Source organism: Bariatricus sp. HCP28S3_A7 (genome assembly GCF_052066375.1).
In the GTDB taxonomy this organism is placed as follows: Bacteria; Bacillota; Clostridia; order Lachnospirales; family Lachnospiraceae; genus Allocoprococcus.
Map to the genome: position 1 here is coordinate 123,701 of NZ_JBQHSG010000002.1, position 17,699 is coordinate 141,399.

General features: G+C 47.3%; 17 protein-coding genes and 1 riboswitch. Of the genes, 2 read left to right on the forward strand and 15 right to left on the reverse strand.

Translation table 11 applies throughout. From position 1 onward, the window contains the following. Nucleotides 1–11: 11 nt before the first annotated feature. Genes cobT through cbiD form a run of 7 tightly spaced genes read right to left on the reverse strand, consistent with a single transcriptional unit; the run spans nucleotide 12 to nucleotide 7,099 of the window. On the reverse strand, nucleotides 12–1,097 hold the full coding sequence (gene cobT / locus ACTNA4_RS01935) for a nicotinate-nucleotide--dimethylbenzimidazole phosphoribosyltransferase (protein WP_441024663.1): 1,086 nt from the start codon (nucleotides 1,095–1,097) through the stop codon (nucleotides 12–14). Continuing rightward, on the reverse strand, nucleotides 1,082–2,485 hold the full coding sequence (locus ACTNA4_RS01940) for a cobyrinate a,c-diamide synthase (protein WP_427807223.1): 1,404 nt from the start codon (nucleotides 2,483–2,485) through the stop codon (nucleotides 1,082–1,084). The genes cobT and ACTNA4_RS01940 overlap by 16 nt, the downstream gene beginning before the upstream one ends. Next, a complete protein-coding gene (cbiE, locus tag ACTNA4_RS01945; RefSeq protein ID WP_441028325.1) occupies nucleotides 2,486–3,703 on the reverse strand; it encodes a precorrin-6y C5,15-methyltransferase (decarboxylating) subunit CbiE in 1,218 nt (405 codons plus the stop codon). After that, nucleotides 3,696–4,427, reverse strand: a complete 732-nt coding sequence (gene cobJ, locus ACTNA4_RS01950) for a precorrin-3B C(17)-methyltransferase (RefSeq protein ID WP_427807221.1) — start codon at nucleotides 4,425–4,427, stop codon at nucleotides 3,696–3,698. Before cobJ ends, cbiE begins: the two co-directional genes overlap by 8 nt. 9 nt (nucleotides 4,428–4,436) lie before the next feature. After that, complete coding sequence (gene cobM, locus ACTNA4_RS01955; RefSeq protein ID WP_427807270.1) at nucleotides 4,437–5,195, reverse strand: precorrin-4 C(11)-methyltransferase; 759 nt, start codon at nucleotides 5,193–5,195, stop codon at nucleotides 4,437–4,439. Then, a complete protein-coding gene (gene cobI / locus ACTNA4_RS01960) occupies nucleotides 5,195–5,941 on the reverse strand; it encodes a precorrin-2 C(20)-methyltransferase (protein ID WP_441028327.1) in 747 nt (248 codons plus the stop codon). The genes cobM and cobI overlap by 1 nt, the downstream gene beginning before the upstream one ends. 18 nt (nucleotides 5,942–5,959) lie before the next feature. After that, complete coding sequence (cbiD, locus tag ACTNA4_RS01965) at nucleotides 5,960–7,099, reverse strand: cobalt-precorrin-5B (C(1))-methyltransferase CbiD (RefSeq protein WP_441028405.1); 1,140 nt, start codon at nucleotides 7,097–7,099, stop codon at nucleotides 5,960–5,962. Nucleotides 7,100–7,285: 186 nt separating this feature from the next. Here cbiD and ACTNA4_RS01970 point away from each other — a divergent pair, with 186 nt between their 5' ends. Next, nucleotides 7,286–8,590 carry a glycosyltransferase family 2 protein gene (locus ACTNA4_RS01970; protein WP_441028329.1) on the forward strand — a complete coding sequence of 435 codons (1,305 nt, stop codon included), beginning with the start codon at nucleotides 7,286–7,288 and terminating at the stop codon, nucleotides 8,588–8,590. Between the two features lie 118 nt (nucleotides 8,591–8,708). Here ACTNA4_RS01970 and ACTNA4_RS01975 read toward each other — a convergent pair whose 3' ends face one another. The 6 genes from ACTNA4_RS01975 to ACTNA4_RS02000 form a co-directional block, all read right to left on the reverse strand. Continuing rightward, entirely contained in the window at nucleotides 8,709–9,233 is a 525-nt protein-coding gene (locus ACTNA4_RS01975) for a hypothetical protein (RefSeq protein WP_427807216.1), read from the reverse strand. A gap of 488 nt (nucleotides 9,234–9,721) precedes the next feature. Further along, complete coding sequence (yfcE, locus tag ACTNA4_RS01980; protein WP_427807215.1) at nucleotides 9,722–10,276, reverse strand: phosphodiesterase; 555 nt, start codon at nucleotides 10,274–10,276, stop codon at nucleotides 9,722–9,724. Nucleotides 10,277–10,335: 59 nt separating this feature from the next. Further along, on the reverse strand, nucleotides 10,336–10,863 hold the full coding sequence (locus ACTNA4_RS01985) for a cob(I)yrinic acid a,c-diamide adenosyltransferase (RefSeq protein WP_427807214.1): 528 nt from the start codon (nucleotides 10,861–10,863) through the stop codon (nucleotides 10,336–10,338). Further along, nucleotides 10,848–11,978 (reverse strand): ABC transporter ATP-binding protein, encoded by a 1,131-nt coding sequence (locus tag ACTNA4_RS01990; protein ID WP_441028407.1) that lies wholly within the window; start codon nucleotides 11,976–11,978, stop codon nucleotides 10,848–10,850. The genes ACTNA4_RS01985 and ACTNA4_RS01990 overlap by 16 nt, the downstream gene beginning before the upstream one ends. Beyond that, complete coding sequence (locus ACTNA4_RS01995) at nucleotides 11,978–13,030, reverse strand: FecCD family ABC transporter permease (RefSeq protein WP_427820597.1); 1,053 nt, start codon at nucleotides 13,028–13,030, stop codon at nucleotides 11,978–11,980. Before ACTNA4_RS01995 ends, ACTNA4_RS01990 begins: the two co-directional genes overlap by 1 nt. 30 nt (nucleotides 13,031–13,060) lie before the next feature. Further along, nucleotides 13,061–14,269 (reverse strand): ABC transporter substrate-binding protein, encoded by a 1,209-nt coding sequence (locus ACTNA4_RS02000; RefSeq protein WP_441024655.1) that lies wholly within the window; start codon nucleotides 14,267–14,269, stop codon nucleotides 13,061–13,063. 128 nt (nucleotides 14,270–14,397) lie between these two features. Continuing rightward, a riboswitch (cobalamin riboswitch) is annotated at nucleotides 14,398–14,596 on the reverse strand. Between the two features lie 147 nt (nucleotides 14,597–14,743). Here ACTNA4_RS02000 and ACTNA4_RS02005 point away from each other — a divergent pair. Further along, nucleotides 14,744–16,300, forward strand: coding sequence for an ABC-F family ATP-binding cassette domain-containing protein (locus ACTNA4_RS02005; RefSeq protein WP_441028330.1), 1,557 nt, complete (start codon nucleotides 14,744–14,746; stop codon nucleotides 16,298–16,300). A gap of 52 nt (nucleotides 16,301–16,352) precedes the next feature. Here ACTNA4_RS02005 and cobK read toward each other — a convergent pair whose 3' ends face one another. Beyond that, nucleotides 16,353–17,135 (reverse strand): precorrin-6A reductase, encoded by a 783-nt coding sequence (gene cobK / locus ACTNA4_RS02010; protein ID WP_427807209.1) that lies wholly within the window; start codon nucleotides 17,133–17,135, stop codon nucleotides 16,353–16,355. Between the two features lie 35 nt (nucleotides 17,136–17,170). Then, nucleotides 17,171–17,608 (reverse strand): zinc ribbon domain-containing protein, encoded by a 438-nt coding sequence (locus ACTNA4_RS02015; RefSeq protein WP_427807208.1) that lies wholly within the window; start codon nucleotides 17,606–17,608, stop codon nucleotides 17,171–17,173. Nucleotides 17,609–17,699: the final 91 nt, after the last annotated feature.

Below are 17,699 nucleotides of genomic sequence, written 5' to 3' on the forward strand. Positions count from 1 at the left end.
ACTCCACACTGTTATGATAATACCTGATACTGCTCAATATCCATTTCCGAAAATGTTCCCATTTTCCGATACACCTGAAGGCCCATTTCAAGGAGCGGCATCACCGCCACCGCTCCACTTCCTTCACCGAGACACATGTCACAGGTCAAAAGTGGAGACATGCCGAGCGCATCCAGTACAAGCTGCCCGGCAGGTTCCTTTGACACATGAGAAGGCAGAATATATCCGGCCGCCTCCGGCACAAGACGTACCGCGCAAAGTGCCGCCACAGCAGAGATAAACCCGTCGATCACGACTGGAATCCGATACATGGCTCCTCCCAGGAATACCCCCATAAGGCCCGCTATATCCAGGCCGCCCACTTTAGAAAGGGCATCGATCACATCCTGTTGTTCCGGTTTCTGTTTTTCAATTGCTTCCCGGATGACCCGGATCTTCCTCTTCAGTCCATCACTACTAAGTCCGGCTCCTTTTCCTGTTACAGTCTCTGCTTCTTCATTCAAAAGCACCGCTGCCACCGCACTGCTGGTAGTCGTATTTCCGATTCCCATTTCTCCGGTCGCCAGGATGGCATAACCGGCCTCTTTCTTTTCTTTCACCTGACGGATGCCGACCATAGTTGCCTGCAGCACCTGTTCCCGGGTCATTGCCGGTCCTTTGGCCAGATTGGCTGTGCCGTACGCCACCTTATCAGCCGGTTTTGTGACAGAAGCAACATCACATACCATTCCGATATCAACCGGGAAGACATCAACATTTGCTACCTGAGCCATAATACAGGTACTCGCCTGCCCTTTGGTGAAATTATCCGCCACAGCCGCCGTCACATCCTGCCCGGTCTGTGTGACTCCCTCTTCTACCACTCCATTATCGGCACACATGATAATAAGGCCCTTCTTTTTCAATTCATAGTAATCTGTTCCCAGGATCCCCGCAATCTGAATCACTGCTTTCTCCAGCTTCCCCAGACTGAACAGTGGCTTTGCAACGCTCATCCACCTCTTCTTTGCAAGATCCATGCTCTTTTCATCCAGAGGCCGAATCTGCATTTTTATCTCTTCCAGCTGTTCCTGTTCTGTTTTTATTTTCTCCTGCATTCTTTTCGTCTCCTTTGGCATTCTTTCACAAATCTTACGGCAAATTCCGGGTTTGAGCCCCAGTAAAGATGCGGAAATCCCGCAAAAATCCTGTTCTTCATATGGATTTCTCTCCAGCTCCGTCTTCCGTCCGGCTTCTCAGCCAGACAGTCTTCTCCTATTTTTTGGGCTTCCCAATAATGGAATTCATGTCCCCGGATACACTCTCCCTTCCGCAGATAACATCCGTCTGCTTCTGCTCTTACATTCATGTACCCGAAACGGATCAGCCGCTCTTTCTTTTCTGCACTTCCTTCGAGCAATCCTACCATCGGATAAAAGCTTTTGTCCGTTCCCTGAAGCTGTTCCAGAAGATACAGAAACCCTCCGCATTCTGCGATACACGGCATTCCCTGATTCAGCTTTTCTTTCAGATCCTGTCTCATGGATGCATTGGCAGAAAGCTGTCTGGCATAGATTTCCGGATATCCCCCGCCAAGCAGTATCCCATCTGCCTCTTCAGGCATCTTGCTATCCTCCAGAGGACTGAACCAGACCAGCCTACATCCAAGCGTTTTCAGAATTTCCAGATTTTCTTTATAATAAAAGCAAAACGCAGCATCCCGCGCAACAGCAATTGTAACAGGCTCCTTTGCATCCCGGTTTCCCGGTACCACTTCGCTTTCTGCTGAATTCTTTCTTTCTACATCCGAATCCATCAGTGCGAGCACCGCATCCAGATCCACACTTTTCTCAAGGATCTCTGCCGCCTCTTCAATCTGTTTCTTAAGATCAGCAATTTCCTCCGGAAGGATGAGTCCCAGATGACGGCTCTCCAGCTGAAACGCAGGATGTTCCGGCACATATCCCAGCACTTTCACATCATGCCCCATCTCCCGCAGCCCGTGCACGATCATCTCTTTCATTTTCGGATACAGTGACGGTGAAATACGGTTTAGAATGATTCCGCTGATATGGCTGTCGTTCCGGAATTCCAGCATTCCCTTTAGCACAGCCAGAATCGACAGAGCCATTCCGCGGCACGGAAGCACCAGGATCACCGGAACGCCAAGCGTTCGTGCCACATCATAGGAGCTCGCCTCCTCTGTGCCAAGGCCCATCCCGTCATAATATCCCATAACGCCTTCAATGACGGCTGCATCGGCATTTGACGCATGTCGTGTAAAACAAGAGCGCAGCTGCTCTTTTTCGCAGAAAAACAGATCCAGATTTTCCGAATCGATTCCCAGCACGTTCCGGTGAAACATGGGATCAATATAATCCGGACCACATTTGCATGCTGCCACACCTATTCCTTTTTTCACAAGAGCTTCCATCAGAGCACAGGTGACTGCCGTCTTCCCGCTTCCGCTCGCCGTAGCCGCAATCATAATTCCAGGTATTTTCATTTATCCATCTATTCTCCCATCTGATACAATATAAACAGGATTCATTCCCATCATCATGTGATAATCTCCAAGCTTATGCGCTCTTGATGCCGTGATCTGACGGATCTCAGGTTCCTGAAGAAGTCCTTCTTCTGCAGCTTCCATCACTTCTTTCAGTGTTTCCAACGAGATTGCATTGATCACGATCCTTGCGTCCGGATTCTTCCTGCGGACGCATCGCAGGATTTCTTTCAGATTTCCGGAACTTCCTCCGATAAATACATGGGTGGGTATTTCCAGGCCTTCCAGCACCTGCGGTGCCACACCATGAATAACCTCCAGATTGTCCGTCATAAACTTTTTCTTATTTGCCAGAATCAGTTCAATGCCCTCCGCCTTTTTTTCCACAGCATAAACGCGGATCCCCGGCGCCTGAAGTGCCGCTTCGACCGATACAGATCCGGTTCCGGCGCCGACATCATAGAGGACCGCATCCCGGGTGAGCATAAGACTGGCAAGACTTAACGTTCGGATTTCCTCCTTCGTCATCGGCACTTTTCCACGGATAAATGCTTCATCCGGCAAATGCACACAGACTCTCCGTGATGGCTCCGGGTTTTCGATCATCACAACAGAAAGCTCCGCGAAATTCTCCGGTTTCGCGTCCGATGCCTGAACGGTAAGAATCTCTTCCTCCGCATAAGAAAGGCGATTTCCAATATAGAGCTTCAAATTCTGCAGTCCGTAGTATTCCAGTTTTTCACAGATCATCGCGCCGGAATCTTTACCAAGAATCAGAAACGTCTTTCGGTTCTCTCTGACTGCCTGGATAAAATTCTGCTTTCTTCCGTGAATGCTGCAGATCGCAGCATCTTCCCAGCTTGTGTGAAGGCGTGCCGCCAAATACACGATTGAAGAAATCCCCGGCAGAATCTGCACCGCAATCCCACTTTCCTCCAAGACCTTTACCAGTGCTTTTGCCCCGCTGTAAAATCCGGTGTCCCCGGAAAAAAGGACCGCACATTTTTCATATTCTATATGTTCCACCAGATAATCCCGGATCCTCTCCGGCCGGTATTCTATAAACTGCGGCCGTTTCCCATCCGCAAATAATTCCACCATCCTGGCTGCTCCGATGATCAGATCACTTTCTTCAATACATTCCTCTGCTTCCAGCGTCAGAAGCTTTTGATCTCCCACTCCGACTCCGACACAGAAAACCCTGCAATTTCTACACATTCTTGTATCCCCTTGGCGTCACCATTTTATCTCCGATTATTCTGGTCTCTTCATTTCCTACAAATACAGTCGTAAACATATCCACATCCGTCTCAGATAGTTCCTTAAGACTCAGTATCTTCATACATTCGCCTTCCCGACCGATATTTTTTACAATGCCGCACACCGTATCTTCCTTTTTATATTCCATCATACAGAGGCAGGCTTTCTTCAGATAATCCGCTCTTTTCCTGCTGGAAGGATTGTAAATGCAGATTACGAAATCTGCCATTGCAGCCATCCGGAGACGCTTTTCTATTTTTTCCCAGGGCGTCATCAGATCACTGAGACTGATGACTGCAAAATCATGCATCAGCGGCGCTCCAAGTATTGCGGCTCCTCCGGAAGCGGCTGTGATACCTGGAACTACTTCAATCTCCACACCCGAATAATCCGCTGCAAGCTCATACACCAGCCCTGCCATTCCATATATCCCTGCATCTCCACTGCAGACCACTGCTACATTCTGTTCTTTCCCGGCCTCCTCAAGCGCCATCCGGCAACGCTGCACCTCCTGCCTCATCGGAGTAGACAAACAGATCTTGTCCGGATATTCTTCCTTGATCAGATCAATATACACCGTATAACCCACGATTACCTGACATTCGCTTAAAACCTTTGCCGCTCGTACCGTCATCTGGTCCTTCGCACCCGGGCCGATTCCCACTACATATACTTTTCCCATACCTGCTCCTTATTCTGCCTTTCCTTGTCTGAATTCAGTCGTAAACGCCGGATTATAGAGCTCCGAACGCCTGTAATCTCCATTTAAGATGGCTCCCACAACGATCAGCGCCGTTTTACGAATCCCATATTTTTCTGCGGTTTCTTTCAAAGTCCTCACCTCGCAATGATGTACCTCTTCCTCCGGCCAGGTTGCCTTGTACACGATAGCCGCCGGTGTATCTTCCGGATATCCTCCTGCAATCAGCTCTTTTGAAAGTTCACCCAGCATACCGGTACTTAAGAAGATCACCATCGTCGCCTGATGCACTGCAAAACTGCGGATGGATTCGCTGTCCGGCACCGGCGTACGTCCCGCCATTCTGGTAATCACCACCGACTGGGAAATTCCGGGAAGTGTATATTCCGCTTTTAGTGCCGATGCTGCCCCGCAAAAGGAACTGACCCCCGGGCAGACTTCGTAGGAAATCCCTTCGGCATCAAGCGCATCCATCTGCTCCTTGATTGCCCCATACAGACAAGGATCCCCCGTGTGCAGTCTCACTACATGCTTTCCTTCCTTCTCCCCGCGAATCAACACTTCCAGTACTTCCTCCAGTGTCATATATGCGCTGTTGAATATTTCACATGTTTCCTTACACATATCCAGCAGTTTCGGATTCACAAGAGATCCTGCGTAAACCACAATGTCCGCCTCCATGAGCAGCTTCTGCCCCCGAACCGTGATCAGATCTTCTGCCCCCGGTCCTGCTCCTACAAACTGAATCATCATTCTTCCTCCTTCACGATCAACAGGGAATAATAACTTGCCTCATCCGGGATCTCCTCCGCTGATCTGTAGATTCTCTCCTGCTCCATTCCACAATGCTCCACCATACCGATTTCCATACCCCGGGATCTAACTTCTTCTTTGACATCCGGGAGCTTCTTACCCGCTTTCATGAGAATCTTTGTCCCGGGAAGCGACAAGCTCTCCTTCAATCCGTAAGATGCCGGAATGATATGGATTTCCTCCCGGTTTTTCGCGATTTCCATATCAAGCCGGGCAGCAGCAGCACAGAAAGACGGCACTCCCGGAACCATAACGGTATCAAATCCCCATTCTTTGATCCTGTGATGAAGATACATCCCCGTCGAGTACACAGATGGATCCCCGAGTGTAATAAATGCAATCGTTTTTCCTTTCTCCAGCCACCCTGCCGCTGCTTTTGCATCCTCATCATGAATGTTCCGAAGAATATCCTTCTGCTTCATCATCGGCATGGACAAATACAGCTTTGCTTTCTTTTCCAGTTCCGGTACCGCCTGCCGCACGATTTTCCATGCCGCGCAGCGTTCCAGCAGTTCTTCCCTCACAGCTGTTTCCTTCTCTTCTTCATAATAGGTCCCCGAAAAGTCCGCACCCGAAACAGGAATCGCAATGATGTCACTCTCCCTCAGAATCCTGACTGCCTTTATCGTCAGAAGTTCCGGATCCCCCGGTCCCGTTCCTATCACATAAAATTTACCTTTCATGACTTTTTTCTCCCTGCTCTATAACCTTTTTTGTATACTAGCCGCTATCTCATCGACAAGGGGCGTCTTCCCGAGAATCCCGTAAGATGTCTCAAACATGACCGCTGCTGTTTCCACACGATCCCCCACTCTGTGCCTCATATGTTCCTCGATCTTCTCCATGATGCCACGCATCGTCGTTTCCAGAATCCCGGCACTTTTCAGAATATCCAGTGCCTCCGTTGTCGTAATGCACTCCATGATGCTGGCCACATCCTCCCTTTTGGCCCCTGCAACTGCCGCATGAGCCGCCAGCACTTCCATCCGGCAGTCCGCCTGTCTGGAATGTGTGTTCATGACACCGGCGGCCAGTTTCACCAGCTTGCCGACATGCCCAACCAGAAGAATACCCTTCATTTCCAGACAAACCGCATCATCCAGTGCTTCTCCTATATAGTTGCTGCATTTCACAGCCAGATTCCCGTCATAACCAAGACTTTCTCTCAAAAAATCCGTTCCATAATTTCCCGGAACCAGATAACAGTAAGATGCCCCGTTTTCTTTCAGCATCTTCATTTCCATGAAAATGGTATCGGTCAGTGCCCGTTCACTCATAGGCTCCACGATTCCGGTTGTTCCAAGTACAGAAATCCCACCTTCAATGCCAAGTCGGGGATTAAACGTCTGCGCAGCAAGCCTCTTTCCCTCCGGAATGGAAATAACCACTTCCAGGCCTCCGTCATATCCGGCCAGTTTCATCTGCTCTTCAACGCCATTTAATATCATCTGTCTGGGGATCTTATTGATTGCCGCCTCTCCGACCGCCTGCTCCAGACCTTTGCGCGTCACGCGGCCCACACCTTCCCCTCCGTCAAGCGTGATCCGGCCGGACTCATTCTTTGCAACTTTAGCAAATACATAGACTCCGTTCGTCACATCCGGATCATCCCCGCTGTCCTTTTTCACCGCACAGCTGACGAAATCATTCTGTCTCTCAATGTGCTCAATTTCCAGATAGAGCAAAATGCCGGCCGGTGTCATAAGCCTGACATTCTGTATTTCCTCACCGGTTAACAGCATGACAGCAGCGGCCTTCGCAGCAGCGGCGGCACAGCTTCCGGTGGTGTATCCTGTTCTCATCTTCTTCTGATTCTTCCAGACTATTCTGCTGTTTTCCATGATATATGAGTCCTTCTCCAATCCATTTTCCAAAATCACTTCTACTATTATAAGGAATTTTCCCGTTTCCTGCAACCATGCCATTATTCTACACCAGACATTTTTGAGAATCCACTGTATTTTTATGGATAAATGCGATACAATATTTCCAGTACACCAGTTAAAAATAGTTAGGAGTGTGAATTTATGAACCCGACCGTAAGTATTATTGTACCGGTTTATAACGCCGAGGCAACGATTTCCCGGTGTATTGAAAGCATTATCAATCAGGAATACCGGGATTTTGAGCTTTTACTCATCGATGACGGCAGTATCGATTCTTCAGGAACGATCTGTGACCGTTATGCTGCTGAAGATTCCAGAATCCGTTTGATACATAAAGAAAATACCGGAGTTTCCGAAACCAGGAATATGGCGCTGGATCTTGCATGCGGCACTTACCTGCAGTTTCTCGACAGCGATGACTGGATCACTCCGAACGCCACCAGACTGTTTGTCGAAGAAGCAGAGCGCTATCATTGTGATATGGTCATCTCTGATTTCTACCGAGTTGTAGGAAAACGAGTTGCCCAGAAAGGAGATATCGACGATGACTGCGTACTGACTCAGGAAGAATTTTCCGCACATATGCTCCAGAATCCTGCTGATTTCTATTACGGAGTCCTCTGGAACAAGCTCTATCGACGTGACATCGTTGAAAAATACCATCTTCGAATGAACCCTCAGATCAGCTGGTGTGAAGATTTTATGTTTAATCTTGAGTATATCAGGCATGCAGAAGTTTTCTATGCACTGCAGGTTCCGGTTTATTACTATGTGAAGACAAAAGGTTCCCTCGCAAGCCAGGGAATGAGTATCAGCAAAACCATTAAAATGAAACTGATGGTATTTGAATACTATAATAATTTTTACAAACATGTCCTCGATGAGGAAGATTATGAGAAGAACCGTCTGCAGGTTTATCGCTTTCTGGTGGACGCGGCAGGCGACGGAGCTGTACCACCTTCTTTCTTCTCCGGCTCCAAAAAGCTTGGGGAAGAACGCAACAGCGTCAGTCAGGAAGTTGTTGCAGGAGAAGGCATTCTTATGGATGACTATCGTGACCGTAAGCTTCTGGATTACTATCTGGAACCGATTGCCCAGAAGAACAATCTCACTTTGGGCGAAGTGCGTCTGCTTTTATGTCTCAGCCAGCTCAGGCATATCGGAACCAGAAAGGAAATTGCAGACTTTGCCGGAATCACCGTGCGCAGTCTCTCACTTTTACTTCAACGGCTTTCCTTAAAAAACATGCTGAAATATGAAGAAAATCGCACCACAAAAGAGCTGAAGATCACATTCCTTCCGCTTGCATCTCCGATTCAAAATGAGATCGCCGCTGCCCAGAGTAATTTCGAGCAGGCCAAATATGCAGGTTTTACAGAAGATGAACTGATCCAGTATGCCGCACTCACAGAAAAGATCAAAAACAACATACAGAAAATACTATAAGAAAATGCTATATAAAAGGATTGCGATGCCACCCGTACACCGCAATCCTTTTTCTCTTTCACATTTTTACAGAGGACAACGCAATAATCATCACCGTCGTTTGCACACGGCTTAAGTACTACGAATGGATTGCATTACAGCTGATGCGCTCTTCTTCAGACCACGCACTGTAAGTCTCATTCTCACCATACGCGCGCACTCTGACCGTCGCACACTCAACACCGTTTTCCGTCTTTTGTTTCGGACATTCTGTGATAAAGTCATCACTTCCTTCTTTCACACTGAGATAAGCATTTGTTGTCTCATAAGTCTTTTTGGTTCCATCCGGTTTGGTAATCTCCACTTTGTAAGAAGTCGCACCTTCTACTTCTCCCCATTCAATCTTGAGGAATGAATATGTGCCATATATTTTCCCTTTATGGCGATACGTAGTTGAAGTCAACTCCGGTTTGTCCAGAATCATCTTTTCAATCTGCTTCTTTGCAGCCTGATTGACAGCTTCCTTCACACTGTCGGATAACTCAACATGGATCTGCGGAATCTTTGGCATACTGATAGAATATTTGGGTGTCGCGGCAAATACCGGCAATGAAGAGCTTGCACATAAAACGAGTGCAGTTACAAATGATACCATTTTTTTCATAATTTTTTACCTTCCTTTTCTTTAGATGTGAGGAATGAGCCTGCCATACCGGCAATCAATATGGTAATGATGTGATTATTTGTGTAATTATCGAACAATTACGACTGATTATTTTTTCAAAACTGGTAAATTTTGAAGCTCTTAAAAAAGAGCCAGAACGCTTTTGAAAACAAAATACATGATAAGCACATGTATCCATGATAATAAATTGATAGTAATAATAGATTTTTGTCCTTGAAAGATATAACAACTGTCTGATTAGGTCAATTCCTTAAATATCCATGACGATCACCCTCCTTCGTATAAATCTGACGTTCCGTGAGCATATCACATTTCCATAAATCATATTCATGCTCCAATCCTCTTGTCATGCAGAAGTGTCGGTTTCAGATAATAACTCCTCGTCTTCCGCCACCTCTTTCGGACAAGTATTATTATAACAGATGTTTCGTTCCCTGTCATTGAAGTTGTAGTTTAATTTTACATGTTCATTTTACATGTTCATTTTTCCACCGCATTATTTCAGTTCCATCCAGATCTTTCCAAACAAATTCATCCTGCTCCAGAATCATATATCCATGATGGCTTTCCTCTTTCGGAATGGAAACGGAACCCGGATTCATATAAACATACTCCTCATGCTGCGTGCATTTCGGCACATGAGTGTGTCCGTTCAGAAGGATATCTCCTTTCTGAATCGGAGGCAAATTCTTTTCGTTATAAACGTGTCCATGTGTCGCATAGATCGTCGTTTTTCCATCGCATACAATACAATAATCCGCCAGAACCGGGAACTTCAGCACCATCTGATCTACTTCTGTATCACAGTTTCCTCTCACGCAGAGAATCTGATCCTTCCGCGCGTTCAACAGTTCTATAACTGCCTTCGGTGCATAATCTCTCGGCAGATCATTTCGCGGCCCATGATACAGGACATCGCCGAGAAGCAATAACTTCCCCGCCTTTTCTCTGTCATATGCCTCCAGCATTTTTTTACAATAATATTCCGACCCGTGAATGTCGGATGCGATCATCCATTTCATTTTTCTTTCCTCATCTTTCTGTCTTTTTTCCACTAAACCAATTCCAACAGAATCTTGTTTTAATACTCGATCCCGCGCCGGGCATAAATTCCCTGATCGAATGGGTGCTTTCTTTTTGTAATCTCAGAGATATAATCCGCCAGTTCCAGAAGCTCCGGTTCCGGATTTCTTCCGGTCAGAACGACCTCCAAGCCTTTCGGCCGTTCTTTCAGAAACGTTACAGCCGCTTCGTGGTCGATCATTCCGTATTGATAAGCCGCCATAAACTCATCCATGACCAGCATATCATAAGGCTCTTCCTGTATTTTCCGGATTGCGTCATCCCACAGCTTCGCATAGGCGCTTCGTGCCTCTTCCTGCTCTTTTGCGTCAAGCGTCTTAAAGAAACCGAAGCTTTTTGTCATATGCATCACTTCGATTTCCGGTATGATATCCAGAATCCGCAGTTCTCCAGAATTCTCATTTTTCAGAAAACGTACGAACAGCACCTTAAGTCCACAGCCAGCCGCACGGACGGCAAGTCCTGTTGCCGCTGTCGTTTTCCCTTTTCCGTCTCCGCAATAAATATGAATCATTCCGCTTTCCATCCACCGCTCCCTTCCTTCCATTCACAGATTTTGCCACTCTTTTTGGCAGCATGCAGAAGTTCTGCTATCCGCCGGTTTCCCTCTCCGATCGTAACGCCTGCGTTGATAACGTACTGGCAGGAATCGATCGTTGCTTTTGCCTCCTGATATGCCTCATCACGGATACTGCAAAATGGTTCTTCTTCGATCACCTTTGCCGCAAGCCTTTTCGCCACATGATAGTCCACGTCATTGCGGTATAGTATTCCGGCAACAAACGGAATATTTTCTTTCTGCAGTTTCCTGTATACCGGAATGCCTGTTCCGCAGGCGGAGATTACAAAAACACGCGGCTCTCCCTCCGGTCTCGGAAGCTCGACACTTCCAAAGCACGGGTCATAGGATCCGTTGTCGAGTCCGTAGAGTTCCCGGATTACTTCTTCTTTGAATACTTCTTCCGGTTTCCCATAGCAGAAAATCCGGTCACCCCTGACGCAGAGAATCTTATCCGATATTTTCTGTGCCAGATCGATCTCGTGAAGCGACATGACGACCGTGATTTTTTTCTCCTTTGCCAGTTTCCGGAGCATCGACAGAAGTTCGAGTTTATAATGAATATCCAGATAGGAAGTCGGTTCATCCAGGATCAGAACCTCCGGCTCCTGGCAGATCGCACGCGCAAGCATGATCCGCTGTCTCTGCCCGTCACTGATCGCCTGAAAGCTTTGATTTTCAAGCTCACGGACATGCACCGCTTCCATTGCCTCATCTACGATTTCTTTATCTTTCTTCGTGAGGATCCCCAGCCTTCCGGTATACGGATACCGACCGGTTTCCACCACATCGCGGCAGGTCATCAGTTCCGTCTTCATCCGCTCCGTCAGCACCACCGCCATTTTCCTGGCAAGAATAGCATTTTCCATAGCATCGATCCTCTCATCCGCAATGGAGACATTTCCTCCAAGCGTTTTGATCTGTCGGGTGATACTTTTTAAAATGGTCGATTTTCCAGCACCATTTGGACCGATCAGTGTTACGATCTCCCCTTTTTGAATCTCCGTGCAAATATCGCGGATCAGGGGTTTCCCATGATAGCCTACCGTCAGATCCTGCAACTTTACATATGCATTTTCCATCATTCTCTTCCCTTCTGTCTGTGCAGCATCATAAAGATGACGACCGGTGCTCCGAAAATGGAAGTGACCGTACTGATATTGAGTTCCAGCGGTGCAAATGCCATCCGTGCAATAAGATCACACCCCATACAGAACACCGCTCCTCCCAGAAATGTTCCCGGGATCACGATCAGCGGTTTCGCCGTATTCAGCATCCTCTTTACCAGAAACGGAACCGCGATCCCAACAAAAGAAACCGGTCCGGCAAATGCGGTCACACAGCCCGACAGCATACTGGAGAGCAGGATCAGAAGCACACGAAAAACTCGGATATTGACTCCTGCGCTTCTCGCATAGGCTTCGCCAAGCTGGTACGCACCGATTGGCTTGGAATAGAGGAAGGTAATCACAACGGTGACAGCAATCAATACAAAAGCAACCTTCACGTTGCTCCAGCTCATCCCAGAAAAGCTTCCCTGAGACCAGCCGTGCAAATTCACGATATCCGAGTCCTCCGCAAATGTAACCACAAAATCCGTAACCGCCGAACAGATATAGCCGATCATGATTCCGGCCACCAGAAGGGTTGCCATATGATTGATCTTTCTTGACATCAGAAGGATGAATCCGGTCGCAATCAGTGAACCTATAAATGCCGCTATAATGAGCGTATACGAAGAGACTCTGCTGAAGTACTTCAGAAATACGATCATCGTCAGGGCGACCACCATTTTCGCGCCCGAGGAAATGCCAAGCACAAAGGGGCCTGCAATCGGATTGGCAAAAAAAGTCTGAAGCAGGAACCCGGACAGAGAAAGGGCACCTCCGAGAAGGGCTGCCATCAGAACTCTTGGCAGACGAATTTTCCAGATGATACTGTAATTCGCATCCTGCTTTGCCTGTCCGAATAGAATATTCAGAATCTCAGAAACAGAAATATGTACATTTCCCGTATTAATATTCAGCACAATAATCACACAAAATGCAGCCAGAAGTCCGGCAAACACCAGCAAATACCGGATCCGTCTTCTCATCTCTTCCATTCGTACCGGCTTATTCTTCCTTTTCTCCATGGTTCCTCACTTTCTCATATCCTGATATCGTCATGACACTTTATATAAAAATGTCATCTCCTCCGTTTTTCCATCGGTAAGCATCAGATGAATGTCTGTAATCAGATTTCCGACAATGTCTGTCGCCTGATACAGGTACTTTCCGGTACACCACACATTTCCTTCCTGCACCGCTTTAAAATCTGCAAACAGCTCACTTTTCGCCAGAAGATCCTCCATCGATTCCACCGGATTATCGATCGATGAATTGTAGATCAGATAGTCCGCGTCGGCTGCAGATGCAAAGAATTCTTCCATAGAAATGCTGATCGACGCACTGTTATTTTCCGTATTTTCAAGATCATCGAAAACATAACGTCCACCCGCAATCTCGATCATTTTCGGAATGTAATCTTCGGACTTTCTGACCACGACGGTTCCATCGGTACTCACATAGAAAAAGGCGACCGTCTGCTCTGTATTTTCAAAGTCCTTCAGTTCTTCGATTACTTTGGACTGTTCCTTGAAAAATGTCTCTGCCTGTTCTTCTTTGTCCAGCATCGCGGCATAGACCTTGATCCACTCCGTTCTTCCAAGCGGATGCGTCTCATAACTGGACCGGTCGATAAATACCGGAATCTCAAGCATCTCAAGCATCTCCTGCACCTTCGGAGTATGCAGGATCATCGTGGATTCAATAGCCAGATCACATTCCTCATCGATCAGGAGTTCATAATCCGGCTCACTGTATTTTCCGGCATAAAGGATGGCGCCATCTTCCATAGCCTGCACCGCATTTTCAATGTACCAGCCGGATTTTTGTGTCCCGCTCAGGCGAATCGCATCCAATGCATCAAGCGAATCAAATAATGCCATCACCGATGTTGCCGCAAGATAAATACGGTCCAGCGGCTGATGTAAAATCACGATGTCTTCTTCCAGATCCGACGGAATATTCCTGCCCTCCGGAACAAGAAGATAGTCTTCCCCGTCCCGGATCCGGATCAGCTTATATCCATCCTGATAATAATATACCCCGAACCCTTTTGCATAATCAAGTTCCATCGCAGATTCATAAGTAAGTCCCTTGATTTCCATTGGTCCCGGCGTTTCTTTCGCCTCTTCCCGCTGTGGTTCAGATGTCATCTTATTTTCTTCCGTTTCCGGCATCGTTTTCTCTTCCGAACCACATCCCGGAATTCCGAAAATCAGTACCGCAATCAGTATCATACACAGGAACCGTGCTGCTCTCTTTTTCATCGTATCCCTCTTTCCACTTTCGATCCGATCCGCAAAGCACAAATTTCCCATTCAAAAAAGCCCGCTTTTCCTGTACGAAAGCAGACTTCCCCCTGAAATATTCTGCAAATCTATGCTTTCATCGGAAGCTATTCACATTCTTCTCAGCAGGTCTCCTGACTTACAGCTCATCGCCCGGTTATGCCTTCTCGCGCTGGATACGCAATGACTTATCTATAACCTCGCTCCCTGTTTACAGTGGCCGGACCGCTCAGGATTTGCACCTGATTCCCTTTTAACCCGGCAGATCTGAATCATCTGCCCGGCACTGAAAAGCCCAATATAGAACACCCTCACTATAACATATCCCCGCCTGTATGGCAACCGCATTTTTCCCTTGAAATCCTTTCGAAATCCATTGCCTTTTATCCGGTAGATATAATATAATAAGCAGGACACTGTCACTTGTTACCACATAACAAAGGAGAATCGAAAATGAGCATTTTAAATGTTGAACATCTTTCCCACGGCTTCGGTGACCGCGCCATTTTTCATGATGTGTCCTTCCGTCTTCTGAAAGGCGAACACATTGGACTTGTCGGAGCCAACGGAGAAGGGAAATCTACTTTTTTTAATATTGTTACAGGAAAACTCCAGCCGGACGAAGGGAAAATCGAATGGGCAAAAAATGTCCGTGTCGGTTATCTCGATCAGCACACTGTACTTGAAAAGGGCATGACGATCCGCGAAGTGCTGAAATCCGCCTTTTCCTGGCTTTTTGAACTGGAAACGAAGATGAACGAGATCTGTGACCGCCTCGGGGACGTGGATGAAGATACTATGATGACACTTATGGAAGAGCTTGGGACCATCCAGGACACACTGACCATGCACGATTTCTATGTGATCGATGCAAAGGTCGAAGAAGTCGCACGCGCGCTGGGGCTTCTGGATCTTGGACTGGACAAGGATGTCACCGACTTAAGCGGCGGCCAGCGCACCCGTATCCTGCTCGGCAAACTCCTTCTGGAAAAGCCGGACATCCTGCTTCTGGACGAGCCAACCAACTATCTGGACGAAGAACATATCAACTGGCTGAAACGTTATCTCACCGAATATGAAAATGCGTTCGTCCTGATTTCCCATGACATTCCGTTTCTGAATGAAGTGGTGAACATCATTTATCATATGGAAAATCAGGAACTGAACCGCTACGTCGGAGATTATGACAATTTCCAGAAAATCTACGAAGTGAAGAAAGCCCAGCTTGAGGCTGCCTACAAGAAGCAGCAGCAGGAAATCAGTCAACTCAAGGATTTTGTGGCACGCAATAAAGCGCGCGTCTCCACCCGCAACATGGCCATGTCCCGTCAGAAAAAGCTGGATAAGATGGATGTCATAGAGCTCGCCGCCGAGCGTCCGAAGCCGGAATTCCATTTCCGCCTCGGCCGGACACCGGGTAAATACATCTTTGAGACCAAAGATTTCGTCATCGGTTACGACGAACCCCTTTCACGGCCTCTGAACCTCACGCTGGAGCGTGGCCAGAAAATTGCGCTGACCGGTGCAAACGGAATCGGAAAGACTACGCTGATCAAGAGTATTCTCGGTCTGGTTCCTCCGCTTTCCGGTAAATGTGAGCTGGGCGAGAATCTGCTGACCGGCTATTTTGAACAGGAGGCAGGCCACAACAACCGAACCACCTGCATCGATGAGATCTGGGAAGAATTCCCTTCCTACACTCAGTATGAAGTACGCTCCGCGCTCGCCAAATGCGGACTTACGACCAAACACATCGAAAGCCAGATTCGCGTCTTGAGCGGCGGGGAACAGGCAAAAGTGCGCCTGTGCAAGATCCTGAACAAAGAAACCAATGTGCTGATGCTGGACGAACCTACCAATCATCTGGATGTAGATGCCAAGGATTCACTGAAAAAGGCACTTCAGGAATACCGCGGGACCCTGCTCCTCATCTGCCATGAGCCGGAATTCTACCAGGATATTGTAAATGCGGTGTGGGACTGCTCCAAATGGACGACAAAGATTGTGTAATTGTTATTCACACAAAAACAATTTCAGGGGTTGACTGATATTATGTTATCAATCACCCCCTGTTCTTATCCCCGTATCTTCTCTTTAATTCATCAAATACCTCTTCCAGCGCAAGTCCTTCTTCCTCCGGTCTTCCCACCACAACCAGCACAGTCCCGGCCTCCTTTGCAGCCTTAACTTTTTCCGGGAATCCCCCCGCTTTGCCGGACTCTTTCGTGACAAAATATTTTGCATCCACATGCCGGAGCATTGCCAGATTCATTTCCTCCGAAAACGGTCCCTGCATAGCAATCAGATGTTTCCCCTCAAACCCAAGCCGGATACTGTCCTCCACCGCTTTCCCCGTCGACAGAACCCTAGCAAAACATCGCTCTTTATAATTGGGGATGGAAGCATACTTTTCCAGTTCCTTACTTCCCGTCGCAATCAGAATATTCCCCTCCGTTTTCTCCAGATATTCCACCGCCTGCTTCACAGTACTCGTCCAAACGATCTCTCCGGTCTCTACCGTGAATGCCTCTTCACACTCCCTCCGCAGACACCTCAAATACTCCGTCCCCGTATTCTCACATGCTTTACGAATATTCCGTGTCACAAGAACCGCAAACGGATGAGTCGCATCAATCACAAGCTCAACCTTTTCTTTCCTAATAAACGCTTCAATCTGCCCCTCATCCATTCTTCCAACAAAAGTCTGTATATTATCACAATCATCCAGACACGTTTTACCATATTCCGTTGCCACACTTACGAGAGCCTGAACCTTTAATCCCCCAGCAAATTCTGCCAGTTCCCTGCCCTCCGTCGTTCCTGCAAAAATCAAAATCTTCTCCATTTTTTCTCCCTGTCGTTGGGGACGGTTCTTCCCAGTTATTTCCAATGATTCAGTTTCGGAACCACTGCTTCCATATGCGCTCGCACCTGTTCTGCAGGCCAATTCTCATTTGCCAAATGTTCTACACAAAAATCGATCAGCTGTTCTTTACTCGTATACTTGAATTCGCCATCCGAATAGCACCACTTACAGTATTCTTCATTGAAATCGCCATTCGGCTCTTTGCTGATTGTGGAATCGTCAAGCGGCATTCCACAGCATTGGCATATCAACTGTCTCGGTGCACCCAAGAGGGTATTAATTGAAACATCAAATACCCTGGATAACAGTTTTAATGTGTCAGTATTAGGTACAGTCTCACCGTTTTCCCAACGAGACACAGCCTGTCTTGTAACCATTACTTTTTGTGCAAGTTCTTCCTGCGATAGTCCGCTTTTTCTGCGGAGTTCTAAAATAATATCTTTTGTCTCCATTGTTTTATCCTCCATAAGAAAAATATAACAATTTTTTATTTTTCATGCAAGCAACCCGCTGTTGCTGCAGATAAATTGATCTGTTCTGGGA